At 65.4% G+C, this 26,962-nt stretch carries 28 protein-coding genes and 1 pseudogene; 13 read left to right on the forward strand and 16 right to left on the reverse strand.

What is annotated here, in order from left to right:
* Window positions 1-49: 49 nt before the first annotated feature.
* The 6 genes from QN239_RS15540 to QN239_RS15565 form a co-directional block, all read right to left on the reverse strand.
* Entirely contained in the window at window positions 50-823 is a 774-nt protein-coding gene (locus tag QN239_RS15540) for an ABC transporter permease (protein ID WP_499016811.1), read from the reverse strand.
* An 89-nt stretch (window positions 824-912) separates the two neighbouring features.
* The gene (locus QN239_RS15545; RefSeq protein WP_499011612.1) at window positions 913-1,959 is read right to left on the reverse strand and encodes a zinc-dependent alcohol dehydrogenase; all 1,047 of its coding nucleotides are present in this window, start codon (window positions 1,957-1,959) and stop codon (window positions 913-915) included.
* 138 nt (window positions 1,960-2,097) lie between these two features.
* Window positions 2,098-3,912 carry an AMP-dependent synthetase/ligase gene (locus QN239_RS15550; RefSeq protein WP_499011613.1) on the reverse strand — a complete coding sequence of 605 codons (1,815 nt, stop codon included), beginning with the start codon at window positions 3,910-3,912 and terminating at the stop codon, window positions 2,098-2,100.
* A gap of 26 nt (window positions 3,913-3,938) precedes the next feature.
* Window positions 3,939-4,760: a universal stress protein gene (locus tag QN239_RS15555; RefSeq protein WP_499011615.1), complete on the reverse strand. Its 822-nt coding sequence runs from the start codon at window positions 4,758-4,760 to the stop codon at window positions 3,939-3,941.
* Complete coding sequence (locus QN239_RS15560; protein ID WP_499011616.1) at window positions 4,757-5,479, reverse strand: BON domain-containing protein; 723 nt, start codon at window positions 5,477-5,479, stop codon at window positions 4,757-4,759. Before QN239_RS15560 ends, QN239_RS15555 begins: the two co-directional genes overlap by 4 nt.
* Window positions 5,480-5,509: 30 nt before the next feature.
* The gene (locus QN239_RS15565) at window positions 5,510-6,373 is read right to left on the reverse strand and encodes a universal stress protein (RefSeq protein WP_499011617.1); all 864 of its coding nucleotides are present in this window, start codon (window positions 6,371-6,373) and stop codon (window positions 5,510-5,512) included.
* A gap of 300 nt (window positions 6,374-6,673) precedes the next feature.
* Between QN239_RS15565 and QN239_RS15570 the strand changes: the two genes are divergently transcribed.
* A complete protein-coding gene (locus tag QN239_RS15570) occupies window positions 6,674-8,398 on the forward strand; it encodes a SulP family inorganic anion transporter (protein ID WP_499011620.1) in 1,725 nt (574 codons plus the stop codon).
* A gap of 26 nt (window positions 8,399-8,424) precedes the next feature.
* Here QN239_RS15570 and QN239_RS15575 read toward each other — a convergent pair whose 3' ends face one another.
* Together QN239_RS15575 and QN239_RS15580 are read right to left on the reverse strand one after the other, a co-directional pair.
* Window positions 8,425-9,312, reverse strand: a complete 888-nt coding sequence (locus QN239_RS15575; RefSeq protein WP_499011622.1) for an NAD(P)H nitroreductase — start codon at window positions 9,310-9,312, stop codon at window positions 8,425-8,427.
* Between the two features lie 5 nt (window positions 9,313-9,317).
* Window positions 9,318-10,187 (reverse strand): Crp/Fnr family transcriptional regulator, encoded by an 870-nt coding sequence (locus QN239_RS15580; protein ID WP_499011624.1) that lies wholly within the window; start codon window positions 10,185-10,187, stop codon window positions 9,318-9,320.
* A gap of 175 nt (window positions 10,188-10,362) precedes the next feature.
* Here QN239_RS15580 and QN239_RS15585 point away from each other — a divergent pair, with 175 nt between their 5' ends.
* From QN239_RS15585 to QN239_RS15620, 8 genes are all read left to right on the forward strand, one after another.
* Window positions 10,363-11,727: a WS/DGAT/MGAT family O-acyltransferase gene (locus tag QN239_RS15585; RefSeq protein ID WP_499011626.1), complete on the forward strand. Its 1,365-nt coding sequence runs from the start codon at window positions 10,363-10,365 to the stop codon at window positions 11,725-11,727.
* A gap of 31 nt (window positions 11,728-11,758) precedes the next feature.
* Complete coding sequence (locus QN239_RS15590) at window positions 11,759-12,289, forward strand: pyridoxamine 5'-phosphate oxidase family protein (RefSeq protein ID WP_499011628.1); 531 nt, start codon at window positions 11,759-11,761, stop codon at window positions 12,287-12,289.
* A 9-nt stretch (window positions 12,290-12,298) separates the two neighbouring features.
* The gene (locus QN239_RS15595; protein ID WP_499011629.1) at window positions 12,299-12,592 is read left to right on the forward strand and encodes a hypothetical protein; all 294 of its coding nucleotides are present in this window, start codon (window positions 12,299-12,301) and stop codon (window positions 12,590-12,592) included.
* A gap of 53 nt (window positions 12,593-12,645) precedes the next feature.
* Window positions 12,646-13,965 carry a wax ester/triacylglycerol synthase domain-containing protein gene (locus QN239_RS15600; protein ID WP_499011630.1) on the forward strand — a complete coding sequence of 440 codons (1,320 nt, stop codon included), beginning with the start codon at window positions 12,646-12,648 and terminating at the stop codon, window positions 13,963-13,965.
* Between the two features lie 209 nt (window positions 13,966-14,174).
* On the forward strand, window positions 14,175-14,645 hold the full coding sequence (locus tag QN239_RS15605) for a hypothetical protein (RefSeq protein WP_499011631.1): 471 nt from the start codon (window positions 14,175-14,177) through the stop codon (window positions 14,643-14,645).
* A gap of 454 nt (window positions 14,646-15,099) precedes the next feature.
* A complete protein-coding gene (locus QN239_RS15610; protein ID WP_499011633.1) occupies window positions 15,100-16,476 on the forward strand; it encodes an MprF family protein in 1,377 nt (458 codons plus the stop codon).
* 129 nt (window positions 16,477-16,605) lie between these two features.
* Window positions 16,606-17,505: a universal stress protein gene (locus QN239_RS15615; protein ID WP_499011635.1), complete on the forward strand. Its 900-nt coding sequence runs from the start codon at window positions 16,606-16,608 to the stop codon at window positions 17,503-17,505.
* Between the two features lie 49 nt (window positions 17,506-17,554).
* On the forward strand, window positions 17,555-17,683 hold the full coding sequence (locus tag QN239_RS15620; protein ID WP_499011636.1) for a hypothetical protein: 129 nt from the start codon (window positions 17,555-17,557) through the stop codon (window positions 17,681-17,683).
* A 70-nt stretch (window positions 17,684-17,753) separates the two neighbouring features.
* Here QN239_RS15620 and QN239_RS15625 read toward each other — a convergent pair whose 3' ends face one another.
* The 4 genes from QN239_RS15625 to QN239_RS15640 all read right to left on the reverse strand — a co-directional run bounded on the left by QN239_RS15625 (window position 17,754) and on the right by QN239_RS15640 (window position 20,689).
* Window positions 17,754-18,335 (reverse strand): hypothetical protein, encoded by a 582-nt coding sequence (locus tag QN239_RS15625; RefSeq protein ID WP_499011638.1) that lies wholly within the window; start codon window positions 18,333-18,335, stop codon window positions 17,754-17,756.
* Entirely contained in the window at window positions 18,328-19,224 is an 897-nt protein-coding gene (locus QN239_RS15630) for a universal stress protein (protein ID WP_499011639.1), read from the reverse strand. The genes QN239_RS15625 and QN239_RS15630 overlap by 8 nt, the downstream gene beginning before the upstream one ends.
* A gap of 69 nt (window positions 19,225-19,293) precedes the next feature.
* A complete protein-coding gene (locus QN239_RS15635) occupies window positions 19,294-20,118 on the reverse strand; it encodes a universal stress protein (RefSeq protein WP_499011641.1) in 825 nt (274 codons plus the stop codon).
* A 139-nt stretch (window positions 20,119-20,257) separates the two neighbouring features.
* Complete coding sequence (locus tag QN239_RS15640; protein ID WP_499011643.1) at window positions 20,258-20,689, reverse strand: Hsp20/alpha crystallin family protein; 432 nt, start codon at window positions 20,687-20,689, stop codon at window positions 20,258-20,260.
* Between the two features lie 184 nt (window positions 20,690-20,873).
* Between QN239_RS15640 and QN239_RS15645 the strand changes: the two genes are divergently transcribed.
* The 3 genes from QN239_RS15645 to QN239_RS15655 all read left to right on the forward strand — a co-directional run bounded on the left by QN239_RS15645 (window position 20,874) and on the right by QN239_RS15655 (window position 24,779).
* A complete protein-coding gene (locus QN239_RS15645) occupies window positions 20,874-21,653 on the forward strand; it encodes a sigma 54 modulation/S30EA ribosomal C-terminal domain-containing protein (RefSeq protein ID WP_499011645.1) in 780 nt (259 codons plus the stop codon).
* A 115-nt stretch (window positions 21,654-21,768) separates the two neighbouring features.
* The gene (locus QN239_RS15650; protein ID WP_499011647.1) at window positions 21,769-23,817 is read left to right on the forward strand and encodes an erythromycin esterase family protein; all 2,049 of its coding nucleotides are present in this window, start codon (window positions 21,769-21,771) and stop codon (window positions 23,815-23,817) included.
* Window positions 23,772-24,779: a 1-phosphofructokinase family hexose kinase gene (locus QN239_RS15655; RefSeq protein ID WP_499011648.1), complete on the forward strand. Its 1,008-nt coding sequence runs from the start codon at window positions 23,772-23,774 to the stop codon at window positions 24,777-24,779. Before QN239_RS15650 ends, QN239_RS15655 begins: the two co-directional genes overlap by 46 nt.
* On the opposite strand, the gene QN239_RS15660 is transcribed toward QN239_RS15655, so the two are convergent.
* Both QN239_RS15660 and QN239_RS15665 read right to left on the reverse strand, forming a co-directional pair.
* Window positions 24,742-25,095, reverse strand: coding sequence for a hypothetical protein (locus QN239_RS15660; RefSeq protein ID WP_499011650.1), 354 nt, complete (start codon window positions 25,093-25,095; stop codon window positions 24,742-24,744). The genes QN239_RS15655 and QN239_RS15660 overlap by 38 nt on opposite strands.
* Window positions 25,092-25,352, reverse strand: a complete 261-nt coding sequence (locus QN239_RS15665) for an Rv2628 protein family (RefSeq protein ID WP_499011652.1) — start codon at window positions 25,350-25,352, stop codon at window positions 25,092-25,094. Before QN239_RS15665 ends, QN239_RS15660 begins: the two co-directional genes overlap by 4 nt.
* A gap of 197 nt (window positions 25,353-25,549) precedes the next feature.
* On the opposite strand from QN239_RS15665, the gene QN239_RS15670 reads away from it, so the two are divergent.
* Window positions 25,550-25,741: a DUF1918 domain-containing protein gene (locus QN239_RS15670; protein WP_499011654.1), complete on the forward strand. Its 192-nt coding sequence runs from the start codon at window positions 25,550-25,552 to the stop codon at window positions 25,739-25,741.
* 21 nt (window positions 25,742-25,762) lie between these two features.
* On the opposite strand, the pseudogene QN239_RS15675 reads toward QN239_RS15670, so the two are convergent.
* Window positions 25,763-26,407: pseudogene (locus tag QN239_RS15675) on the reverse strand (dienelactone hydrolase family protein); the annotation flags it as partial.
* Between the two features lie 50 nt (window positions 26,408-26,457).
* Window positions 26,458-26,931: a DUF5709 domain-containing protein gene (locus tag QN239_RS15680; RefSeq protein WP_499011656.1), complete on the reverse strand. Its 474-nt coding sequence runs from the start codon at window positions 26,929-26,931 to the stop codon at window positions 26,458-26,460.
* Window positions 26,932-26,962 lie beyond the last annotated feature (31 nt).

Below are 26,962 nucleotides of genomic sequence, written 5' to 3' on the forward strand. Positions count from 1 at the left end.
GAGCCGGATCTAGGGCCATTGGACCCGGACTCTGGAGCCATGTGGCCCCTCACACCGGTGTGTCAGCCGGTGGCCGACTGCGCCGCAACCCATGTCGCCACGGCGAATCTTGAGCTCGGTCGGTGCGGTTGATCTTGCCTGATGCGATCAACTCCAGCGTTACGGCGACTGCGCAGGTTTGCGACAGCAGTATCGACACCAGGATCAGGATCTGGACAGCGCCGGCTAGCATCGCAGATCCGGTACTGAGCAGCACCCCGACGAAGGCGCCTGGGAGGGTCACCACACCCACCGTCCTGGTTTGGTCGAGATTGGGCAGGAGGGCATCCGCGGCGGTAGGACCGATGATTTCCATTCGCGCCAGGCGGTCGCTGAACCCCAGGCTGAGTAATGCCTCGACCTCGCCGGCGCGCGTAGCAAGCGTGTCGAGTGCCCGCCGGGCGGCGACCGCGATGGCGGTCATGGTGCTTCCCAGCAGGATGCCGGCGATGGGCACGATGGCGATACCGGTCATCGGCACGAGCCCGGTCGAAAGCAGTAGTGGCACCACCGAAATCATTCCTGTCGCAAGTGCTACCGCGAGTAGCCAGGAACGGTTGGATCGGCTGCGGCGCGCTGCGGTCACCGTCGCGGCGACGAACATGATCCCCAACACAACAAGTGACGTCCGCAGGTTACTCAGCGCGGAAGCCAGAATGGCGGCGACCGCACCAAGCTGCAGCACCGCACGCACCGCGGCGCGTGGCACCGTCCACGCCGAGCCGAGCGCTGTTGACCAGTAGATGGCGGCGGCGGCGAGCACCATCGCCGCGCACACGACCATCAGTGTCGGGCCTACGAGGTGGGGCGACAGCTGCACCTCGTCGATTCTCCTGCAGGTGTCCGGGCGTCATAGCGTGACACCCGCGGGAACTACCTGTGAACCGGCGTGGGTGCGTCGAAGTCGACGAGTACTTTGACGATCCCGTCCTCGACGCGGGCGGCGCGTGGAGCGATCTGGGGCAGGCCGTCGAGGCCGATGCGGTGCGAGATGAGCCGGTCGACCTCGATGCGGCGGGCGACGAGCAGGTCGAGCGCATCATGGAAGGACCGCAGGCCGGGCTCGGCTTGCGAACCGATCGCTCCGACCAGGTGGAGATTCTTGGCCACCAGACCCAGCACGGACACTTCCAGGTCGCCGGGTTCGTCGTCGGGGAGTCCATAGATCCCCACGGTGCCGAATGAGGCGGTGCGCTGCCAGCACTTACGGCGTACTCCCGGCATGCCGGAGGCGTCGACGCTGAGCTCGACCGGGGGAGTGCCGTCCTCGTCCGGGATTGCGCCGAAGGATGTCGCCAGTAGGCGGCGATGCTCATTCGGCTCGGACACGTAGATCTGTTCACAACCGCGCTCGCGGAGCAACTGGATGAACATCAGACCAGCCGGTCCGGCACCGGCGACGAACGCACTGCGGGGCGGTTGCGGCGAAGGCCAGAAGTTGCGCAGCGCGTAGATCACCGTGCCGAGCTGCTGCGCGAAAACACCAATCTCCGACGGCAGCCCAGCGGGAACCGGCACGACGTTGGTCTCCCGCGCGAGTTGGTAGGGCGCGAAGATCTTACCGTCGGTGGGGAAGGGCACGTGGAGAACACGGTCGCCTTGGGCGAACAGGCCGGAGTCGCAACGTTGCACCACTCCGACTGATTCGTGGCCGAACACGTCGGTGTCGTTGCCGTACGACTGTGTCCCGCGGAACCGGTGCAAATCGGTCCCGCACAGCGCGGAGACGACGGTCCGCAACAGCAGTTCGCCGGCCCCCGGGGTGGGCACGGCGCGCTGTTGGACCGCCAACTCGCCGTTGGCCAGCACGCAGATCGCCGGCATCGAGGCTGTGGCCGGCGTCGTGGACCACCCAGGGGATACGCCCGGGACCTCGTGCAGCGGCGACCGCGGTCCGCGTTGGACGGGAAGGTGAGTCATATTGCCCCATTGCGAGTAGTTGTCGTCAGAGACCCTCGTTGATCGGACCACCCGGTGACGGTCGGTACCAGGGCCGGAAGTCTCTTGCGCATAAGCTCTCGCCCTCACCGGCAGAGGTCTGCTGACCTGAGTGCCGCGTCATTGGTACAGGGACTCGAGCAGTTCGCTGTTGCGTGCGAAAACGATGGGGCGCTTGACTTTCAGGGACGGCGTGAGTTCGCCGGTCTCCACGGACAGGTCACGGTCCAGAATCGCCCATTTCTTGATGGTCTCCCAGCTGTTGAGGTCGCGATTGAGCTGCGAAACGTAGTTGTCGATGAGGTCGAGTACCTCCGGTGCTTTCGTCAGTTCGTCATAACTGGACGCGTTGAGACCGTGGCTGCCGGCCCACGCACCGATGGCGTCGGGGTCCAATGCGATCAGCGCCACGCAGTACCGGTGGGACTCTCCGAACACCAGAAACTGACTGACGTAGGGGCACTTGGCAATGAACTTTGCTTCGATCGCCGTGGGCACCACATACTTTCCACCCGAGGTCTTGAACATGTCCTTGATCCGGCCAGTGACCGTGAGGAAGCCGTCGGCGTCGATATCGCCGCAGTCGCCCGTGTGCAGCCAACCATCGTCGGTCAGCGCTGCGACGCTGAGCGCCGTCAAGCCGTGATAGCCGTCCATGACATTCGGGCCGAGGATCTGAATCTCGTCGTCGTCCCCGATACGGGCCTGTGTTCCGGGCAGCGGGCGCCCGACAGTGCCCAGCTTGTACTGGGCGGGCGTGTTGATGAACGCAGCGCCTGACGTCTCGGTCAGCCCGTAGCCCTCCAGGATCAGCATGCCGGCATCGAGGAACCACTCTGCGATGTCGCGGTTCAGCGGCGCGGAACCGGAAACGAAGAACCGGATGCGGCCACCGAACACGTTGCGCAGTTTTGTGAGTACCGATCGGTTCCACAGTGCGTACTCGGCTCGGAGCCTGAGTGGTACCGCGATCCCGGCTCGTCGTCGGTCGCCCACGGCCTGGGCGACGTCGAGTGCCCGGCCAAGCAGGCTGCGCGCAAGCAGCCCCTGGGAATGCGCCGTCATCAGCAGTCGCGAGTGGGCCTTTTCGAAGACCCGCGGCACCCCCGCCATGAAGGTGGGCCGTACCTCGGCACAGTTGGTTGCGATGGCGTCCAATCGGCTGTCGATCGCGCTGACAAATCCGCATGACAACTGAGCCGCGAGCAAGACCTTGCCGAAGGAATGCGCCAGCGGAAGCCAGAGCAGCTGAAGGTCATCGGTGCCCAGGACGTCCAGGGCTGCCACTGCCGCACCCTGGTATACCCACGCACCGTGTCGCAGGCGCACCCCTTTGGGGACTCCGGTGGTGCCAGATGTGTAGATGATGGTGGCCAGCCGGTCGGGTGTGATGGCCGCGACGGTGTCTCGGACGCACTGCGGATGCGCCTGAAGATACTCGGCACCCAATGAGGCCAGGTCATCGAGCGTCATGGCCCAGTCGTCGTCGGGGACCCCGTCGAAGAGGACGACATGGGACAGTTCGGCCAACTCGTTGCGGTGCGCGGCCAACTTCGCCAGCTGACTGGGATTCTCGGCGAACACGATGCGGCACTCGGCATCTCCGAGGATGTAGGCGGTGTCTTCGGCTTTGGTGTTCGCGTAGACGGTGGTGGTCGCCGCGCCGGCGCACATGACGGCGAGGTCGGCCAGTATCCATTCGATGCGGGTGGTCGAGGCAATGCCGACGCGCTGTTCGGGTGCTATCCCGAGCGCCAGTAGGCCTGCCGCCAGCGCTTCCACGCGAACGGCCGCATCGGCCCAGGTCATCGACGTCCAGTTCGGGCCGTCGCGATATCGGAATGCTTCCCGGTCGCCCGAGGTGCGCACGCGGTCGAGGAATAAGGCCCCCACGCTGGGGACATCGCAGTCGATGCGAGTGTGGATGTGAGACATCGCCGTTGATCGATTCTTGAGGGAGCTCAGTGCCGCACCACGAGCACGGAGCATTCGGGATGCTTGAAGACGGGGTGACCGTGCGGTCCGATGATGTCTGCGACCCGACTCGCATCCTCGGCGTTGATCACGACCATCGCGACGGGTGCGTCCTCGTCCTCGAGGAATCGGGCCAGGCCGGATCGGGTCGTGACCGGTTGTACGCGGACGTCGGGATAGCGTTGCCGCCACGTCTGCACCAGGTCGTCGAGTTCCTCGTGGGGGAGGAGATCGGTACCCTCCTCCCACAGTCCTATCGCCAGCAGCGAACTCCGGCGCAGGCGGGCCTCCTGCATCGCGGCAACCACAGCATCCTCATCCTGGGGAGATTTCCGGACGGCCACGGCGATCGCGGTGCCGATGGATCGCCGGCCATCGTCGCGAGACCGGATGACCGCGACCGGACAGGATGCGTTCTCGGTCAACGTCGCGGCGACGCTACCCAACAGGGTCTTGGCTACGGCGCCGATGCCCGAGGAGCCGACGCACACCAATTCTGCGGTACGTGACTCGGCCAGCAGTATCCGAGCCGGATCTCCTCCGACGACGGCCGTCTCGACGTCGACATCCTTGCCGGATCGCGTGATCGCGGTATGGGCCTGGCGCAGTACCGTCTCGCCGTATTCGACACCCAGTGGGATCTCGCCGGCCGTCTGCGACACACTGGATTCGGGGTCGGCGACATGGACAAGGCGCAGCGGCACATGTCGTGCGACGGCCTCGTCGATCGCCCATACGGCGGCCTCGACGGCGGCGTGCGACCCGTCGATGCCGACCACCACCGCGGCGCCTGGTCGACTGTCGTTCATTTCGTCCCCCTTGCAGTGGAGCCAAGCGAGTTCCCATGAGCTGCGGACTCCTTGACCACGATGTAGTTGAAGACCTCACTCACATGCGGTGATGACCAGGCGGCGAGGTCGGCTTGGCGCCTGGCCGCCCACGACGGCACGGTCCCGGTGAGCGTGACTCTGTCTTCAGCCACGCGCACGTGGACCGTCTCGGGGTCCAGCAGCGCGTTGCGGGCGATCGCCTGCCGGATGCGTTCCTCGGTGTCGGGTGCAGGCTGCCGCGGGGTGAGGGAGATCGCGTTGTTGACCGACGTGACGCCGAGTAGGTGCTGGACCGCGCGGGCGGCAGCGCGGCGCTGATAATCCCATTCGACCACTCCGGTCAGATCCACCTGGTGGCCGACGATCTCGGCCTTGACGGTGTCCGGGATGCTCGCCGTCGAACGCAGCGCATGCTCGACCTCCCTGGCGATATCGGTCTCACCGAGCGTGTACGTCGACTTCGGGCGCACCCGAATCTCGTTGACGACGGCGGTGACGCCGCGCACGCGAAGCGCGGCCTCACTCGCGGCGGTCCGTTCGCAATACTTGTCGACGTCGCCGGTCAGTACGACCACGCCATGGTCGGCGGTCACTCCGATATGGGCGGCCACCATGTCGGGAGCCCACTCCAACTCGGCCGTGACAGCGGCCCTCACCTCGGGATCGGAGCGGGTGGGAATGCGGCTGGTGAGGGTCATGTGGAATCTCCTCTGAGTCGATACATGTCGTCAGCGGTGTCGGGCAGGTGCGGGTGTCACGCGTACATCGGCGTTCTCTCGAGCCACCAGCACGGCGAGGTCCGCTCGATGAGCGTGTGTCACTCCACCGATGATCTGCGCCAGCTCGGTTGACCGGGCGGCGTCGAGGACGACGAGACCGTTGATATCGGGGCTGTTTCGCAGGAATTGCGCCACGTCGGTATCGCACGAGATCGGATAGACGTGGATGTCCGGAAACTGCCGCTGCCAGTCAGCCACGAGCTGGTCGAGTTCGTCGCTTGTGGCGTTGTCGCCGTGGGGAGTGTGCGTCCCGACGGCCAGCATGGGCCATCTCCGGTACCGCGCCTCGGCGATGGCCTCGGTGATGACGGTGCGGTTGTCCTCCGTGTGGCGGGTGACCGGCACGACGATCCAGTGCAGTGGATCGTCGTGTGCGACGGTGCTTTCTGCACCGCGGACGACGACCACGGCGCACGCCGCTTCCTCGGCGACAGAGGCCGCCGTCGACCCCAGGATGGCCCTGCTGATCCGGCCGATCCCGGACGACCCGAGGCAGATCAGACCGGCATCCGGGGATTCGGCCAGCAGAACGCCGGCAGGGGAACCCTCGACGATGGCGGTCTCCACCACCACGCTCGGGTTGCGCTTGGCTATCGCGGTACACGCAGCCGCCAGCGCAGCCTTGGCGGAGTCCACATCAGCTTCATACTCACTGGCCGACAGCGTGCCGGTCAGGTCGGTGCGCACGACATAGATCAGCCTCAGCACGGCATGTCGCCGCAATGCCTCATCGACTGCCCATACCGCTGCATATTGGGCCTGGTCGGAGCCATCGATGCCGACGATGACCGGTTTGGTCGTGACCTCTGACATTTCGCATCCTCTCGTACCGGAGTCGAGTTCGGAAATGACGTTACGAACCTGGACTTCTGTGCACTGGAGTCTTTGGTCACCGACGTACCGCCAAAGGTCTTCGCCGGGGGCAGACGTACCAACAGGACCTTTGGCCCTTCACCACCCGACGCCGGGCCGCTTAGGCTCTCTCGGATACCGCAGGACGAGGGTTGGAGTGGCCATCATGACGAGTTCCCGCCACACGTCGAACCCGGTCCAGGCCTGCTCGGACATGTGCTCGGGAGTGGACGGCGAACTCCACGCCCGTTCACGGTAGCGATGGCTGCCCCGAAATGGCGGCCCGGTTTCGCTGCATCGCTGCCAGGTTTGGCAAATCTGCTTCGCTATCAACGCTCCTGGTGGAGCGGTGATCTTCAGGCGGCGGTCAGCGTCGCCGCCTACCTGATACCGCAGGCGCTGGCCTACGCGACGTTGGCGGGGTTGGCGCCGATCACCGGCCTTTGGGCTGCGTTGGCCCCGCTGGCCGTATATGCCGTACTCGGCACGTCGCGTTTGCTGTCGGTCGGACCGGAATCGACGACGGCGTTGATGACCGCCGCGGTGTTGAGCCCCTTGGTATTCGGGGATGGGGCACGGTACGCGAGTTATGCCGCGACGCTGGCGATCATGGTGGGTGGAATCTGTCTTTGCGCGGGCATGCTCCGGCTCGGATTCTTGTCCAACCTCCTGTCCCGGCCGGTGCTGGTCGGTTATCTGACGGGCATCGCGATTCTGATGATCCTCGGCCAGGTGGGCACGTTGTTCAGCATTCCGTCCCGGCCCGATGACAGTGCGCTCACGCGCCTGCGCGCGCTGGTGGCGGGAGCCGGTGATCTCCACTGGCCGACGGCGCTGCTCGGCGTTGGGGTCATCGTCGTGGTCGTCGCGCTCCGGATATGGGCACCGCGATGGCCGGGTCCCTTCATCGGGTTACTGGTCGCCGCGGTGACGGCGAAGTTCCTCGGGCTGGCGGGCCATGGTGTCCACGTCGTAGGACCGGTACCCGGGGGTCTGCCGAATATCTCTGTTCCACCTGACTTCTCGGGCACAGTCCGAGAGTTGCTCGTGCCCGCCATCGGCATCGCGGTGGTGGCCTTCTCAGATAACGTCCTCACAGCGCGTGCCTTCGCATCGGCGTCCACCGAGGAGATCGACGCCGACGCCGAACTCCGGGCCCTCGGTGTCAGCAACCTCGCCGCCGGGTTGGCTCATGGTATGCCAGTGAGCTCGAGTGGCAGCAGGACTGCCCTGGCGGCGGTATCCGGGGCTCGTACCCAGATGTATTCGCTCATCGTCTTCGTGATCGTCTGGTTCGTGCTGATGCTCGGGGGTAGCCTCGTCGCCTTCATCCCGTCAGTCGCGTTGGGTGCGCTGATCATCTATGCCGCGACGACGCTGATCGATATCCAGGAGTTCCGTCGGCTGGCACGATTCCGCCGCAGCGAGTTGGTCCTGGCCCTCACGACAGCGATCGCGGTGATCTTCGCGGGTGTGTTGTACGGCGTGTTCGCCGCGGTCGGGTTGACCATTCTCGACCTTCTGCGTCGTCTGGCACGCGCCCATGACAGCATCCAGGGAATCGTTCCCGGGCTGCCCGGGATGCACGATATCGACGACTACCCGGATGCGACCGTGATCCCCGGGTTGCTGGTGTACCGCTACGACGCGCCGTTGTGCTTTGCGAATGCCGAGGACTTCCGCCACCGGGCCCTCGCGGCGGTCGACACGGCGTCGTCGGCCGTGCGGTGGTTCGTTCTCAACGTCGAGGCCAACGTCGAAGTCGACATCACGGCGGTCGACGCGTTGGAGCGGTTACGCCAGGACCTCACGCAACGGGATATCGTCTTCGCGTTGGCGAGGGTGAAGCAAGATCTCCGAGACGCCCTCACCGCGGCTGGATTCGTGGACCGAATCGGGCGGGACCGGCTCTTTCTCACGCTACCCACCGCGGTGGCGGCATTCGAATGCTCTCAGGAAGCCGACGATGGTGGTGCACCGGTGTGAACACCGGTGCCGGACATGAGATCGGGTTACTGGAGACGTGGGGCCTCGGGCTCAAAGTCCATCACCTGTGCCAGGGACTTGCGCGGGGTCATGGTGAAACCTGGCTTCACTTCTGCCTGACCCACTCTGATCAGCACTTGCGGCGTACCGCGCTGGTCGATGAGGGCGCGCAGGAGTTCCCGGGGCTGCGCAAGCTCGGTCATATGAGACAGGGTGCACGTGGCCTGGCCGGCCATCGTGCATTCGAGCAGGACGGCTGACAGCGCCTCGCCGCAGCGCAGCAGATCGTGGCGAGAATCCTCGTGGGACGTGGACAGTACAACGGTCTCCGAGTGGTCGAGTTCAGATGCCCACCAACATGATTCGGGTTGGCAGCGGTGATCCGCGGGGTTCAATTCCTCGGCGAGCTGCCACGTCTCGGCCAGTCGGGGTCTGTCCGGCGGGAGCACCGTGTCGAACATGACGTGATAGGGAATGACCTTTTGGCGCAGTGTCACTTCGAGTCTCGGCCAGTCGGCCGGAGCCTCGAAGGGGCGCAGGTCGGTGTGACGCGCCAGGATGGCTTCAGCCCGCTCGCACGCTTGTACCGATATATCACCGGCGACCGGACGGAAGTGGATTTCGGCCAGGTGCAGCGGGGCGGCGGGATCAGGAAACCGCTGCACGTCGGCGACCCATCCCGCGGCGGCCAGCGCAACCACCAGATGATCCAGGGCCGCACCGCAACTCAGGTAGATCTCACGTCCCAGCGGATCCAACGTGGTCAGCGCGCGACCGGGCTCGGCGTAGAGGTTGAGCGTCGATGTCCCTTCGGCGACCCAGCGCCACGGTTGGCTGTTGTGCAGGGAAGGAGCGCGGCAGGCCATCTCCACAGCGTCACTGAGCAGTTGCGGTGGCAGCATCGCGCTCGGCATAGCCGTCACCTCCGTGCCACCGCGGCGTCGAATCGTCCGATGACTGAGGTCCCGAGTTCTGGAAACGCCGAGTGGGCGCGGCGTCGCAGATCGCTCAGGTCGATGATGTCGAAGCCGCCGGGTGTGGTGATGAGCAGGCCGCGCTCGACGAATTTCGCAAGTGCTTGGCTCGCCGCCTCCCGTCTGGCGCCGGCGAGCTGAGCGAACTCATGGCGCGTGAGTGTGTGCCGCACGCGCACATACCCGTCGGCACTCTCGCCGAATCGCTCGGCCAGCAGGACGACTTGGCGGGCAACCCGGGTCGATACGTCGGCGGCCAGCATGCTGGTGATCTCGGCTTCGCGGCTGCGTATGTGCGCAGCAAGCGCCTGCAACCAGCGCTGGGCCAGGTCGGGATGCTGTCGCGTCAGCCGGCGAACCGACTCCCTGGTCAACCACGCTGCCCGAACCAGGGTTTGGCACGTTGCGGTCTGACTGCGCGGACCGGGATCGAAGACCGCGAGCTCGCCGACCACGTCGCCGGCACCCATCAAGCCACGCACCACTTCGGTCCCGTTGGCCAGCGTGCACGACACCTTGACCAAGCCCGAGATGATCACGTACACCCGGTCGCCTGGATCGCCTTGGTGGTAGATCTGCTTACCCGAGGGGAAATCCGCGAGATGGAAGTACTTTCCGAACACCTCGTCGATACAAAGGGCGTCTTGAGCTGTCGGATCGTCGAGCAGCCAACTGTGTGACAGGACGCTTGCCCAGGCTGAGGACGGGCTCGTCGCACGCAACGACGGAAGCTGTGCCACCGTCGCGAATTGCTGATCGCCCCGGGCCGCGCGCACCAACGGCGGTTGAGAGCACGTTCGATAGGTGTACTTCACAGCTGCGGCCTTTTCTACGCGACGTCCATCGGCAAGGAACATGATGCCGCCGGTGCATCGGTCCACAGCAGGGCCGAAAGTCCTCTGTCGCGTCACACGCCGCGGGTGGAATCTCCCGGCGGATCGGTGACTTTCGCCTCTGTGCGTTCGGCTGTGGACGGCGAACAGTCGTCGCATGGAACGACTATCGCCTCTGGATTCAGCGTTTCTCGAAGCCGAGGATTCCGACCGGCACGTGAGCCTTGCCCTCGGGGCGGTGGCGGTGATGGATGGCCCGATGCCGGAATTCGACAGTGTTGGCGCCGCGATCGCTGAGCGGGTCGCTCGGGTCGAGCGCTTCCGGCAGGTGTTGCAGGTACATCGTCTCGATCTGGGCGCCCCGCACTGGGCGGAGGATCCCACGTTCGACCCGCATCGCCATATTCATCGGGCCGCCCTTCCGCACGGTGGTGACGACCAGGCATTGTTCCGGTTCGTCGCCGATGTCATGGAACGCCGGCTCGACCGGGACCGGCCGCTGTGGGAATGCTGGATCATCGAGGGTGTGGCCGGCGGCCACTGGGGTCTGCTGATGAAGATGCACCACTGCATCGCCGACGGTATCGCGACCATGCAGATGTTCGCCGGCCTCAGTGATTCGGGGAGCCCGGACACGTTCGCCACCGACATCCGGGCGTCCAGAGTGGCTGTCGGCGCCCCCGATGTACATGGCGTGGTGCTGAATCCGCTGGAATGGCCGGGCGCACTCTGGCATGTCGCCACGACCCTCACCGATACGGCGTCACGGTCGGTCGCAGGTGCGTTGCAGATCGCCGGGGGACTGCTGAACCCGGCAGCAGAGTCGTCGCTGACGGGGCCGGTGACGACGATGAGGCGGTTCAGCGCCGCACATGTCCGCCTTTGCGACGTGGAGCGAATTCAGGGCAGGTTCGATGTCACGCTCAACGACGTCGCCCTGGCCGCCATCACCTCCAGCTACCGGGATGCCCTGATTCGCCGCGGAGAAGAGCCGCAGAAGACGTCGCTTCGAACCTTGGTACCGGTGTCCGTACGCACCAGCGACGCAATGAATCTCACCGACAATCGGGTATCGCTGATGCTTCCGTTGCTCCCCGTCGACAAAGACGATCCGCTGGAACAGCTTCAATCGGTGCGCCACCGCCTGACCAGGTCGAAGAAGGCCGGCCAACGCGAGGCGGTGAGCATCTTCGTCACCGCGGTCGGCGCACTGCCCTTCGCCCTGACGGCGTGGGCGGCCAGAGCATTGATGCGGCTCCCGCAACGAGGTGTCGTGACGTTCGCGACCAACGTTCCCGGGCCGCGCCGGCGCCTGAAGATCATGGGCTGCAGGGTGGCGCGAATACTCCCCATTCCACCCATTGCACTCCAGTTGCGCACGGGCATCGCGATTCTGAGCTACGCCGACGGTCTGTACTTCGGCATCACCGCCGACTACGACGCCGCGCCGGATGTCGATGAGCTGGCGCGGGGAATCGAACAGGCGGTTGACCGGCTTGCCGTACTGGCCGAACGCCCATAGCAGTGGACCCCACACGAAAGGAAGGCGTCCCATGCTCGGAACTCTTGATTCCGCTCAGATCGAGGAACTTCTGCATACCGAGGTGGTCGGCCGGCTCGGATGTATCAGTGCGCGAGGCCCCTACGTCGTACCCGTCTGTTACGTGTACCGCGACGGTTTCGTCTACGGCCACTCGATGGACGGAATGAAGTGGCAGTCGATGCAGGCCCATCCGGACGTGTGCTTCGAGGTCGAGCATGTCGACGATCTGACGAATTGGCGGAGTGTGATCGGCTGGGGGCGCTTCGAAGCACTGGCCGGCGCCACCGCGGAACACGGTATGGACATGCTCATCGAGCGCCTCATGCCGCTTCTGGGCATCGGCGACGCGCAACGCCCGCCCGACCACGGAGAAGGGCATCGCGCCGGCGTCTTCCGAATTCATCTCACCGAGATAACCGGTCGCTTCGAAGCCGCCGACGCCCGGCGAGGACCAACGTCCGCGACACCTAGGGACCTTGGTCGCTATCGGGACGAGGACCAGGCGAATAGCGTTGGCAGCGGCAGGAACCACCATCGATAAGGAGCCGAAATGACCGAGACGACAACGGAACAAAAATCCCCTGGAACGCAGCCGGCCGAACTGTTCGACGAAGTTCGTGAGTCCGCTCGGACAGGCCAGCACGCAGCGGCGGAGGCCCTGCGCAAGTTCAGCCGCACCCTCGATGAGGCGATCCCGGAGGCGGTTCAGCCGCTCCGGACGAAGATCATCGACGCCGCGATCGATTTGGCTGACACCCTGGCCGCCGCACAGTATCAGTTCAACCGCAAGCTCATTCGCAGCGCCGATCGGGCACTGACGCGGTCAGAGGCCGACCAGAAGTAGCGAGCGCAGGGCTGTGGCTTGGCGCTATCGTCTCGACTGAGAGGGGACGCGCCATGGTCGCCTTCCTGAGGAGCAGCGACGCGTTCATCTGGTCGATCGGGGCGGACGCACGATTCAGATCGACGATCGTGACGCTGATACTGCTCGACAGCACACCGGACTTCGCCAACGTGGCCGATCGGTTCGAAGCCATCAGCCGCATGGCGCCGATGTTCCGTCAGCGTGTGGTGCCGTCACCGTGGCCGGCACCACCGCGCTGGGAAACCGATCCCGAGTTCGACCTGGCTTTCCACCTTCGCCGGGTGGGCGCGCCCCGTTCGGGGGACCTCGACGGGGTTTTGGAGATGGCGCGGCTCGCCGCGATGGCCGACTTCGACGCGGCTCATCCGCTGTGGGAGGCAACGCTCATCGAGGGAATGGCCGGTGGGGGAGCAGCCCTGCTCTGCCGGATGAACCATGCGCTGACCGACGGTGTCGGGGCGGTGGAGATCGGCCGGCTCCTCTTCGACGACCTGGCGCAGGGGCGGCCGCTGCCGACACCGAAGCAACCTGATCTCCTGCAGCTGACGCGGATGGCTGCAGGCGCACTGTTCGGCTCAATGCGCGCCGGGCCGGCACTTGTCGTCGAGGCGATGTTGCGGCCGGTGGCGACGTTCGGCATGGCCGGTGCGTTGACGGCCTCGGTATGGCGGACCACTCGTCCACGCCGTCGCAGATCACCGATGATGCAGAAACGCGGCAGCATTCGAGAGCTGGTCATGCATGAGGTGTCCAAGGAGGCACTTCACCGGGCGGCGGCGATCGCCGGCGGCTCGCTCAATGACGCCTTCCTCGCGGCGGTTTCCGGCGGTCTCGGTCGCTACCACGCCGAACACGGGGTGTCCGTGGATGAGTTGGTGGTGATGATGCCCATCAACCTTCGCACCAAAACCGACCAGGTCGGTGGCAACCGGACCACGCTGATGCGGTTCGCCGTCCCCACCGGTCCGGCCGATTCCGCGGTGCGCATCCGGAAGATCCATGAACTGACGGGCGCCCAACGGGCGGAGAAGGCGGTGCCGGTCACACCCCTCATCGCCGGTGCGCTCAACCTCGTGCCTGACTGGTATGCCCGATCACTATTTCAAAACGTCGACTTCCTGGCCAGCGATGTGCCCGGATTCCCCACGCCGGTCAGCCTGGCTGGTGCCGCGGTGCGCAGGCAATACGCGTTCGCCCCGACGCTGGGTACGGCGGTCAACATCACGCTCTTGAGCTACGGTGACGTCTGCGCCTTCGGGATCAATGTCGACACCGCCGCCATCCCGGATGTCGCGGCATTCCGCGACTGCCTGATCGAGAGTTTCGACGAGGTGCTCGCGCTCGGTGCCTGAGTTCAAGCCTGGGTGTGGCCACACGGAGCGCAATGCCGGGTGTCCTCGGGAGAGGCTTCGTGCTCTCCCTCAAGAGACCTTGGTGACCCTTCAGGACGTCGAATCTGTTCTATCGGTGAGTTCCGTCATCTCGAACGAGGGCAATGTGCTCTTCGGTCACAGGTGCTCGACATGATCGGATGAACGATACTGCCCTGAAGGAGGACGGCATGAGCACCTCATCACCACTTCATTATCGGACAAGGGATTTCGCGCGGGTCATCGGACCGTTCTTCGCTGTGATGGCACTGATTGCCGTCTTCCGCAGTTCTGACATGGCGGTCTTGCTGGGTAAGTTCTCCGCCACCCCGGTGTGGCCGTGGGTGACGGGTGCCTTGATCCTGCTCGGTGGTATCGCGATCGTGGCATTCCATCAACGTTGGCGCGGCCCGGCCGCTGTGATCGTGTCGGTTATCGGTTGGCTGCTGATCGTACGCGGGATCTTCCTGATGGCCTTTCCTACGGTGTTCGCGTCAGTGGCCAATCGCATGGTCGGCTCCGTCGGTTCGTGGCGAGCGGGCTTCGTCATCGTGGCGGCGATCGGGTTGTACCTGACCTATGTCGGATGGAAGCCGCTGACTTCGGAACATGTGCGGAGAAGCGAAGAGGCCGGCGCACATGAACCCCCGCGTGCCGCCTGACGGGATTGTGCTGATGGGCCATCTGCTCGTGTACTCGGGGGTGTGCGGTGGGGTCGCGGCCAGGACCGGTGTCGCCTCGACGCCGATGGAGAGGGCGCGATTGAGTCCACCGTAGCCGCCACTGTGGCGGTAGTCCGCCACCCGGCACGCAGCTCCACCGGCACGGCGCGTCGTAGCACCGCCCAAGCAGTACACCCGTGGTTGAGCCGATCTCCACCTCGGCAAGATGGTGGAACGAGCCCGCGGTCGGGGGCGTCTGTCCTCACGCGGCAGGGGGGCCACAGGCAAGAGTCTCCGCGGCGCCGGTTCAGGGTGGATAGAGTCGAAGATCCCCTGCTCACCCGGAAACAAGGACATTGGACCCTAGCGGGTGTGTCTGCCGGCTGGCAGGCTCGCAGAATCGGGGGTGACGGTCATCCGAGGAATTCGGTGCTGCGTATCAACGGTGCTGCATATGAACGATGACTGCGTTACCGAGGTGACGACGCCGATCCGCTTCCCGACAGGAAGCACCCGCGGGCACACCTCCTGGGCTGGGTTTGTCCTTCTCGCGGTGTGCGCGGCCGCGCTGCTGTTCGCTCTGCACCGTGCTGGTCAGACCGCTCGTGGAGTCACCCGGATGGATGTCGTGGCCGTGTCCTCGGCGGCGGTCATCGTCGTGCACGGGCGTGCACTCGGGCGCCCGCTCACCGCACTGCACGCGGGATATGCTGCGGCACTGGCGCTCACCGGGGTGCTCATCGGCCTCAGCGGGCACCCCGGCGGTGCGCTCCTGGGTGTCGTTGCGGCGGCGGTCGTCTTCGTGTGGCCCAGTGATTCCAGGTATCAGCCGGCCGCAGTGGGTGCGGTGTCGGTGCTGGTCGACCAGACGCGCGACGATCCGTTGGCACCGTTTGCGATGGCGGCGGGGAAGAGCTACGTCTTCTCCAGTGACGGGGCTGCCGCATTGGCGTACCGCGCAGTGGCCGGGTTCGCCGTGGTCAGCGGCGATCCGATCGGCGACCCGGCACGCTACAGCGAGGTAGTCGGCGATTTCGCCGTACTGTGTCGGGCCCACGGTTGGCGGATCGTGGTGCTGGGCGCGTCTGCGCACCATGTGGGTATGTGGCAGAGCGAGCTGGTTCCGGGTCCGCGCCTGCGGGCGATCTCGTTCGGTCGCGACGTCGTGGTCGATGTCGATCGGTTCGATCTGGTCGGCAGATCGAAGCGAAATCTGCGGCAGGCCGTCAACCGCACCCATAACGCTCATGTGACAACAGAGGTGGTGCCGGAACGCGATCTGGATGACGCTCTGAAACGTGAACTACTGGAAGTGATTTATACATCGCACAAGAACACGCACCGGGGCTTTTCCATGATGCTCGGTCGTGCGCTGTCGGGCCGTTACCCGGGTGTGCTGCTGATCATCGCCCGTGGCAAGGCCGGGCGAGTGGAGGCGTTTCAGCGCTATGTCAGTGCGGGCAACGGGAGCGATCTGAGCTTGGATCTGCCCTGGCGGCGGCCGGACGCGCCGAACGGAGTCGATGAGCGGCTGGCCGTGGACATGATCACCTGGGCAAAGGAGCATGGTTTCCAACGGGTTTCGCTGTCCTTCGCGCCGTTTCCCGACCTGTTCGCAAGTGCCTCCACCAATGCGGGGCTGCGAGTCCTTCGGCTGCTTGCCCATGCCGGCGATCGGGTCGTCAAGCTCGAATCGCTTTATCGCTACCTGCGAAAGTTCGATGCGATGTCGGAGCGCCGCTACGTGTTGCTGCCCTTGATCGGCGTCGTTCCCGCCGTGGCGGTCTTGCTGGCACTCGAATTCGCTCCACACCGTGATCGGCGGGATTGAAGCGAGGACAACTGAACTGGGTGACCTTCGACTCTCGACGACGGTTCCCCGGCTGATTCATGATGCGTTGGTGCTGTTGGTGATCCGGCAGCAGACCGGGGAGCCCTGGATGTGTCGAAGGAGCGTGTCATGAGCACCGATGCAGTATCGAAGGGAAAGCCACTCGGCATCGTCGTGGCAGCCGACGGATCGCCCGCATCCCGAGTTGCCGTCGATTGGGCGGCTCGGGATGCCGAGCTGCGCGGGGCCACGCTCACCGTCGTACATGTGGTGCCGACCGGCACGATGGTCTCCTGGATGGACGTACCGATCTCGGAAGATTACTGGGCAGAGCGTGATCGGCTCGCGGAAAAGGTCCTCACCGATGCACTCGGCGTGGTTGCCGATGCCATCTCCGAACACCCGAGTGTGGTCGTTCAGCGCCGGCTCCTGTCGGCTCCCGTGGTTCCTGCGCTGGTGGAGATGTCCGCGGACGCCGATATGGTCGTGGTCGGTTGCCGCGGGCTCGGTGGGGTGGGCCGATTGCTCCTCGGGTCCGTCTCGTCCGGCCTGGTGCACCGGGCGCACTGCCCGGTCGCGGTCATCCGCGACGAGGATCCGCTGATGCCCGACCCTGCACACGCACCCGTGGTGGTGGGCATCGACGGTTCCCCGGCGTCCGAATTGGCGACCGAGATCGCCTTCGAAGAGGCCACCCGGCGGGGTGTGGAGCTTGTCGCCGTGCACGTGTGGAGTGACCGCAGCGACGACCTTGCCACGCCGTACTGGGGCGACCTTCAACGAACGGCCGAAGTCATGCTGGCCGAGCACCTCAAAGAATGGACGAAGCGTTACCCGGAGGTGACGGTCCGCCCGGTGCTGGAGTGCAGTCATCCCGCCCGACAGCTGCTCAGCCACGCCGATAAGGCCCAGCTGCTCGTGGTCGGCAGCCATGGCCGCGGCGGCGCCGGCGCAATGCTGCTCGGCTCGGTCAGTTCTGCGGTGGTCCACGCTGCCCGGATGCCGGTGATCGTCGCCCGAGCGGACTGACCACAGATTCGAACGGGCTTGTCCGTGGAGGGAATTCCGGTGTCACTTGATGGCCGGTGGCGCGGTGTTCATGATCCCCTGGATCGCCGGCGCCCTGAGCATCGTGCGACTGAATGCGGCGCGGCTGTGGCAACTCGAGCCCGACCAGACGTTGTGGCGGCTGCCGCTGTGGCCTTGATCTGCCGGATCGACGGCGCGAGATGACTACGCGAGATCACATCGCCGAACGGTCGGCGGCTCACTGCATGTCACTCGTAGGCGCTCAGGGTGCGGTCGTCGTCGTAGTCGGGGCTGCGATGGCTGGAGTCCGCGATCGTCATTCGTTGCTCGAGGAGGTCGGCGGCATCGGCCTCCCGACTGCCGACGAGTTCGTCATCGAGATCATCACCGACCGGCGCGGTCCGGACGATGTCGTCCGACTGTTCGGCCAGGTCGGCGTCGTCGCCGAGCGGTATCGGGTCGATCAGCGTGGTCTGCGACGGGGCAAGAGGGCCAGCCGAATCTCGAGCGGGACGTGCCCCTTTGGCCTCGGTACGGGCACGGAGTCGATCGGCCGGGGCGCCCCAGGCTCTCTTGGCGGCGGCCAGCGCGTCATCGTGTGCATCATGGGCGACCGAGTCATCGACGATCGCTGCCAGCGCACTGGCCAGCTCGATCACCGACACGTTGTGACGTTTGGCGGTGTCCACGATCTCGGCGAACGCGTGGTCGAGGCTGCACCAGCCCAGAGCCACGAGAATGCCTTCGGCCGTACCCAGGGTGCGCTGCGCATTGCGTTGACGGTCCGCTTTCCGACCCACCCCGGCACACTCTTCGATCCGGCTAGTCATGGCGTGCCACGATCACCGGGGACTGGATCTGGTGGACCACAGCTGAACTCACCGATCCCAGCAGCATCCCGGCGAAGCCACCACGACCATGGCTACCGACGATGACCAGCTGTGCTGATTCGGCCTGGGCAAGCAGATTCTGCACGGGTTGGTCCCGGACAACCACCCGCTGCACCACCACGTCGGGATAGCGTTCCTGCCATCCGGCGAGACGTTCGGCCAGCGTTTCGCCGGCTTCCGCGGCAAAGGCCGACCACGGTAGCGGCATCACCTCGGGCCACTCGGTATTGCTGAACGCGTGCAGGGCCACCAATTCGGCGTGGCGCAAGGAGGCCTCTTCGAACGCGACCGCCGTGGCACGTTCGGAGGCCGGCGAACCGTCGATACCGACCACCACCGGACCGTGGGTCTGTCCTTCGCTCAACGGGCCGCGAATGATCGCGACCGGGCAGTGGGCGTGATGGACGAGGGCGGTGCTCACCGATCCGAGGAGCAGCCGCCCCACCGCACCCATTCCCCGACTGCCGAGCACGATCATCGCGGCCTGCTTGCTGAAGTCGATGAGGGTCGGGACCACCGCCGTCAACGGCACTTCGGTGCTGATGTCCAGGTCCGCGCCATCGACGCTGTCCCGCGCGATACGGACGGCGTCCGCGATGATCTTGTCAGCCTCATCCTGCTGCCAGGCACCGAACTCCGCTGTGATCGGAGAACCGAACATTCCCGCGCCGTACCAGCCGTCGGTCAGCGGGCTGACGATGTTCACGATGCTCAGCTTCTGCCGGCGCAGAACCGCCTCGGCGGCGGCCCAGCGTACGGCGTCGTCCGAACATCCCGAGCCGTCGACGGCGACCAATATTCCATTGTGGGGGGCGGTGGCGCTAGACATGTACGTTCTCCTTCGAGGTTGAGATCAGCTGCTTGAGGGGTAGGGCGGGGGACGAAAGTTCACCGGCGATCATCGTGCGATCAGCACTGAACACCGGCCGTGCTCGACGAGCGAATGGCCTTGCGGGCCGACGATATTCGCCACCTGGTCAGCATCGTCCTCACCTATGACAGCCAGCTGTACGTGGCCGTCGGCATTGTCGGCCAGAAACCTGGGCAGGTCGGCCCGGCTGGCGACCGGATAGGCGTGCACATCGGGATAGCGGCTCTGCCACTGCTGGACGCAGCGTTCCAATTCGTCGTAGGGGGCTTCGCCGAAGTCCTCCCGCCACAAGCCCACGGCAATGAGCGCGCAGTGACGGAGTCTGGCTTCTTCCAGCGCCTGTTGGAACACGCGGTCTTCGTGTTCCGCTCGCCGGAAGCCGACCACGATGACGCCACCCGTACGGGTCGGAGGTGACCCTTCGCCGTGCCGGATGATCGCCACCGGGCAGTGTGCCTGCGCCGCTACTGATTCAGCAGTCGAACCGAGCACCTTGCTGGCCGCCCAACCGATGCCCTTCGATCCGACGCACACCAACGATGCGTGGGTGGATTCCGTGATCAACACCTTGTCTGGATGGCCCCGCAACACCGCGCCAGTGGCCGTGACGGGTTTGCCGGCGCTTCGCACGGCCTCCGCTGCGCGGTCGAGGGCGCTTTGAGCGAAGTCGACCTCGATCTGGGCCTCACTGTGCACGGTCCCGGGCCATCGCTCGTCGTCGATCACGTAGATCAGGCGCAGCGGCGCATCACGTCCGGTGGCTTCGTCGACGGCCCACAGCGCCGCGTTCACCGCCGCGTCCGACCCGTCGATCCCCACCAAAACAGGTGGGGCGTCGACTTCACCTTCCATCATGACCTCCTCGGTCCAACGGTGTGATCGGTCTCATCTGTCCCGAAAGCGCTGATGCGAGAGGCCAACTCGGCGTGAGAGCGAAGGTCCGATATGTGGTCCCGGGATGTGCGAACGAAACCCCCGGGACCACGACCGGTCACTTCGCCGATTCGATTGCGACGTGCTTACCGGGTGCTTCGACTTCGTTCACCGGAACCGATACGTTGAGGATCCCTTTGTCATAGGTCGCCTTGACGCCTTCCTCGTCGGCACCGGCGGGCAGGGTCACCGACCGCGTGAAGGAGCCGTACGCGAACTCCGAGCGGCCGTTGGACTCCTTCTTCTCGCTCCGCTCGGCCTTGATCGTCAGAACCCCGTTGCGAATGGTGATGTCGACGTCCTTGTCGGGATCGACACCTGGAAGCTCGGCGCGCAGTTCGTATTTGCCGTCTTTGATGTCGTCCTCGACCTTGATCGGGTGTCCGATGAAGTTCGGGCGAAGGCCGGACCACGCCGGGAAGCCCGAAAGAAATTCCGAGAGGTCCGGCCAGGTCGGCAGATGGCGCTGTGGGACAGCGACATTGTTCATGCTGTTCTCCTTTGATCGAGTGTGGCCAGTGCTGTGACACCACGAATTCGACCACCGGCCGGCGGGGCGCACTAGGGGCTGAAGTCCCTGCCCCGGGGGCCGTTGGTCCGGCGAACCTGCCGCTGCCAGACGGAGTGACCTTCGGCCCTAACGGTTGGTCGTCGCATGGCGTACCAACGAAGATATGTCTGATGAGGTGCAGTCCGCACCCGCCTTCGCCGTCGAGGTCACCACACACGGTGAGCTTCCGGATGTCGCTGGGTACGCACGGGCCAAGATCGGCAGTCTGGGCCGGTTCCTCGAGTCACCCGTGTCGAGGGCGCACGTCAGTGTGACGCGTCGTCGGGATCCGGCTGTCGAGCATCCGGTGGTCGCACACGCGAATCTGGAGATCGGCGGTCACGTATTGACCGCGGAGGCCGAGGCAGATGCCGCACGTGAGGCGGTCGACATGCTGGAGGCGCGGCTACGGCGGCGTCTCGTGCATCATCTGGAGTGGAAGCGCCGCCAGCACCGCCCGGGTCTGGCGCCACCCTGGCGCAGCCCGCAGGTCGATGGGGCCGGGGTACCGGACGAATCCGGACACGTTGTCCGGCGGAAGTCGTTCTCGACCGTACCGTGCTCGGTGGACGTGGCGATCGCCGAAATGGAACTGTTCGGCTACGACTTCCATCTCTTCCGCGAGATCGGTTCGGGCGTAGCCGCTGTCGTCTATCGGGGCGGACCTACCGGGTATCGGCTCGCCCTGGTGGCTCCGGCCCTCGCGCCCAGGGTGGCTCCCTTCGAACAACTGGTGACCATCAGTCCACATCCTCTGCCCTGTCTGACCGAGGACCAGGCTCTGGAGCGGCTGGCCCTGCTCGGTACCCCTTTCCTGTTCTTCGTCGAGGCCAGCGAAGGCCGGGCCGGTGTGCTGTATCGGCGCCTCGACGGCGACTTCGGATTGATCACGCCCGCGGTGTAGATGGTGGGGTCGTTATCCGTGGAGGTAGGGACTTTGTGCCACAGCAGTCACCCGGGCGCGCTGCTTACAGTCACCCCATATGCACCGACGGAGAAGACCAGGAAACGGAGTAACCATGACCACAGCGAGACGGACTATAGGTGCGGGTCAACCGAGACGAATGTTCCGTGATCGACGGGAGGCCGGCCGTGTTCTGGCCGGCCTATTGGGCGGCTACCGCGGCAAAGCGGGTGTCGTGGTGCTCGGGTTGGCCCGTGGCGGCGTTCCGGTGGCATGGGAAGTCGCTGCGGCGCTGGGAGCTCCGCTGGATCCCTTCATCGTTCGCAAACTCGGTGCGCCTGGGCACGACGAGTTCGCGATGGGTGCGCTGGCCAGCGGTGGACGGGTGGTCGTCAACGACGATGTGATCCGGGCGCTGCGCGTGACACCGCAGCAGCTGCGCGACATCACCGAGCGCGAGGCCCGCGAACTCACCCGGCGCGAAGCAGCGTACCGGGCGGGCCGTCCGCCGGTTGAACTCGCGGGCAAGACTGTCATCCTGGTCGACGACGGCCTGGCCACCGGTGCCAGCATGCTGGCTGCGGTTCAAGCGCTGCGGGATATGGACCCGGCCGAGATCGTGGTCGCCGTACCCGCGGCGCCGGAGTCGACATGCCGGGAATTCGAGGCGATCGTCGACGATGTCGTCTGCGCCTCGATGCCCACGCCTTTCCTTGCGGTGGGGGAGTCATTCTGGGATTTCGCACAGGTCAGTGACGACGAGGTGCGCGAACTGCTTGCCACGCCCACTGTCGGTATCGCCACCGCGAGGCGTCGCCTTGCCGAATCGCCCGCTGAGGTCATCGCCCGATGCGCGGTCGATGCGCCGTCGGGTGTGCCGCCCAAGGAGGCGCTCGACGAGATCATCGGCGATGCGAGAGTCGTGCTGATCGGCGAGAGCTCGCACGGCACGGCCGAGTTCTATCAGGCGCGGGCCGAGATCACCAAGTGGTTGATCGAAGAGAAGGGTTTCTGCGCCGTGGCGGCGGAAGCCGACTGGCCCGATGCATATCGGGTGAATCGGTATGTCCGGGGCCAGGGGACCGATGGCTCGGCCGATGAGGCATTGAACGGTTTCGAGCGCTTTCCGTCCTGGATGTGGCGCAACACCGTGGTGCGCGACTTCGTGGGGTGGCTGCGCACACACAATGCTGCGCGTCGCGCGAAGGGGGATCGCGAGACCGGTTTCTACGGCCTGGATCTCTACAGTCTGCACCGTTCGATGCAGGAGGTGGTCGACTATCTGGAGAACGTGGATCCAGAAGCCGCGCGACGGGCGCGCGAACGCTATGCCTGTTTCGATCGTACGTCTGGTGACGACGGGCAGTCCTACGGGTACGCCGCGGCTTTCGGTGCCGGGATGTCCTGTGAACGGCAGGTGGTCGACCAGCTGGTCGATTTGCAGCGCAACGGCTTGCAGTATGCGCGGCGCGACGGACTCCTCGCCGAGGACGAACTTTTCTACGCACAGCAGAACGCGCAGACCGTGCGCAATGCGGAGATGTACTACCGTGCGATGTTCGGCAGCAGGGTCACCTCCTGGAATCTGCGAGATCAGCACATGTTTCAGACCTTGAAGGCCCTGCGCGCGCATCTTGGTGACAATGCAGAGGGTGAACCGACGCGGATTGTGGTGTGGGCACACAATTCTCATGTCGGTGACGCACGGGCCACCGAGGTTGGTGTGGACGGGCAGTTGACCCTGGGGCAATTGGTTCGGGAAGGGTATGGCGAGCAGGCACGGCTGATCGGATTCACGACCTACTCCGGCACGGTCACCGCCGCCACCGAGTGGGGCGGTATCGCTGAGCGAAAGGTGGTCCGGCCGGCGCTCAACGGCAGTGTCGAAGAACTTCTGCACGAGGTCGACCGGCCGGAGTTTCTGGTGTCCGCGGATATCAGCCGGGATGCCGAAGAGCCGCTGGACACCGTCCGCCTGGGCCGGGCGATCGGGGTCATCTACCTGCCCGCCACCGAACGGCAGAGTCATTACTACCACGTCCGGCCGGGGGATCAGTTCGACGCGATCATCCACATCGACCGGACCACTGCGCTGGAACCTCTGGAGCTCACCAGCACATGGGTCGCCGGCCAGACTCCGGAAACCTACCCCACGGGTCTGTGAGCGGCTCCGCCATCGTCACCTTGACGGTGAATCCAGCACTCGATGTCACCGTCGATGCCGACCATGTCGGACCGACTGACAAAATCCGTTGTCGTGCAGTCAGATACGACGCGGGCGGCGGTGGTGTCAACGTCGCCAGGTTCGCTCACGCGTTGGGCGCCGCCGTGTCGGCCGTGTTCACCGCCGGCGGCCCCACGGGAGCGCACGTCGTCGCACTCATCGACGACTCGGAAGTCCCCAGCCTGCCGATCACGGTCAGCGGTCACACCAGACAGAGCCTGACCGTGAACGAGTGTGCGACGGGTAGGCAGTATCGCTTCGTGCTTCCCGGACCCGCCCTAACCCCAGAGGAACAGATCCGGTGTCTCGATGTGCTGAGCGACGCCGCGGGATCAGCGGAGTTCGTCGTTGCCAGTGGAAGCCTGCCGCCGGGTGTTCGGCCCGATTTCTATCAGCAAGTGGCCGACATCTGCGGGAAGCGGGGTGCACGACTGATCCTGGACACCTCGGGTGGGGGCTTGGCGCACATCAGTTCGGGCGTGTTCATGGTGAAGCCGAGCGTACGAGAGCTACGCGAGTGCGTCGGGCGTCCTCTTGACACCGAGGCCGAGCAAACGACGGCAGCTCGTGAACTCATCGACCGCGGTGTCGCAGAAATGGTCGCGGTCTCCCTCGGCGCCGAAGGCGCCCTCCTCGTCACGGCGCGGTCCAGCCATCGTTACGCGGCCATCGACGTCCCCTCGGTCAGCGGTGTCGGTGCCGGGGACGCCATGGTCGCCGGCATCGTCGTCGGGCTGGCGCGGAAGTGGCCGGTACCTGTTGCGGTGCGGTACGGGATCGCCGCTGCGACTGCGAAGCTTCAGACGCCGGGGACCTCGGCATTCGTCCGGAGCGATGTCGACGGCTACTTCGACGGCATCGATGCTAAAGGGACAGCGGGGCGCCCAGTCCGATCGCGGTGAGCGCGGCCAACAAGGTGGCTGGACCGTCACGACGCGTACGCTGGCTGCCGGCGACGCGCAGGGACTCGACCAGGTGATCGTCGCAGGATCTGAGCAGGATGTCGGGGGACCCGAAGAGCCGTACCAGGACGTCGCGGCTCACGCCGGTCGTGGTGGCCAGCGCCTGCCACGAAAAGGGGACTCCCTGAGCCCCGATCTGTCGAATGGCCGAATCACGGATGCGGCGGCGTAACTCATCGTCGGCGAGGATGGTGGCACAGTGTTCACCGGCACCCCGTAGGTGCGGATCTGCGACTGCCGAGGTCGAGTCATTCATGCGGCCACCGTCACTTCGATCGACAAGGCGTCGGCGATCGCATGCGCGGCAGCCCAATCGCCTTGGCGGACCGTACGAGCGAGCTCCTCGACCAAACTGCTGTGCGCCCCGAGCTGGGCCAGCCAGTTCGACACCGTCGCGGTGAGTTGGTCGGCTGCCACGCAGACGCAGCGTTCGTGATGCAAACGGTCGGTGACGACATACCGTGCCGACACCGTGTTCACCTGCCGATGCCGGTAGCTGTTCAGTGTTTTCATCGTTGGCTCCTCGGTGAGTCCGTCATATAGATCACACCACTGCACGCCGGCGTGCGCTAAGGCCGAAATTCACGTATTGCGAGTGTCTTTGGTCCACATTCGCGAGTGCACACGCGGTGCGCGGGTAGGGACTTCGTACCCTTGCGGACAGGTGGTCGACGCGGTCACCATCGAAGTGGTGAGGGAGAGGAGTGCCCATGCATGCTCAGGTGGGTGACTGGCTTGTCGTCAAGGGTTCCTCGACCGGCCGCCGGGGCCGGCGTGGGGTGATCACCGACGTGCGATCGGGTGACGGGTCGCCGCCGTACATCGTCCGCTGGCTCGACGGTGATGACGAGGCGATGGTGTATCCGGGATCGGATGCCGTCATCGTGGCAGCGGACGGGTGATCCCCGGCTGGACCAGATCGACTATGGTGCGTCGGGCCGGCGGGTCATGTGCCGGGTGAACCAATCCTGTGCCAGCGCGGCGGCTTGCTCCAAGGTGCCGGCTTCCTCGAAAAGGTGTGTCGCGCCGTCGATCACCGATATCGTGCATTCGGCAGTCATCGCCGCCTTGGCCTGCCGATTCAGTTCCAGCACCTGCTCGTCACGTCCGCCGACGATGAGCAGGGTCGGCGCGGTCACGCCGGCAAGCCGGGTGCCCGCAAGATCGGGACGACCACCTCGCGAGACCACTGCTGCGATCTCGACCCGTTTGTCCGCGGCCGCGGCCAGAGCCGCCCCGGCCCCGGTGCTCGCGCCGAAGTACCCGATGGGCAGTCCCGCTGTCCCGGGACGGCCGGCGAGCCACCCGGTGACGTCGACCAGCCGGCTCGCCAACAGCCCGATATCGAACACATTGGCACGGTTGGCTTCCTCCTCCGGTGTGAGCAGGTCGAACAGCAACGTGGCGAAGCCCGCCTTGTTCAGGACGGAGGCCACATACCTATTGCGCACGCTGAAGCGGCTACTGCCGCTGCCGTGAGCGAATATCACCGCACCGCATGGGCGGGGTGGCACCGTGAGAATGCCTGCCACAGTGACGGAGCCGCTCTTCACCTGCACCGGCTCGTCGGCACCGACCCCTGCGTCGGTTCCTCGGGTATCAGTCATCGTCGAGCCCTTCAGTCTTCGGCGGTCGGTTCTTGGACGTCGTCGATGATGTGCACGGCGGCCTCCTCGGCGGACGCTGCCCCTCCACTGAATCCGACGTCCTGTGCGATCAACTGTGGCTCTTCGTCGCAGCCGAAGCCCTCGTCCGGTGCGACAAGTCGGCCTGCGCGCACCTGCCCCACCTCGTGCTGCAGGGGGAACTCGGCTTCCTGTTCGGCGGCGTCGGAGCGACACAGTTCAGCGTCGTCGAGGAGCACGTTGAGCCGTGCCGCCGGATCGGGCTCTTCCTCGGCGAGGAGCTGGTTCATGTTCTCTGGAGGGCCATATGCGCCCGGACCGACCGGCCGGTCCGGTGGTGAGTACCCCTCGTCGAGGACGTCCTCGACGCCCCGGTCGACCAGCGTGTCCTCCGGCTGGAGCTGATCCTCCGTCTCGAGGGCGTACTGGCCCGGCGCCGGGCCGGTGGCGAATCGCGAGTTGTCCATTTTCTCTGCCTGTTTCGAGTGACCGTCTGGC

It is taken from the genome of Mycolicibacterium sp. Y3 (assembly GCF_051188035.1).
Taxonomy (GTDB): domain Bacteria; phylum Actinomycetota; class Actinomycetes; order Mycobacteriales; family Mycobacteriaceae; genus Mycobacterium; species Mycobacterium fluoranthenivorans.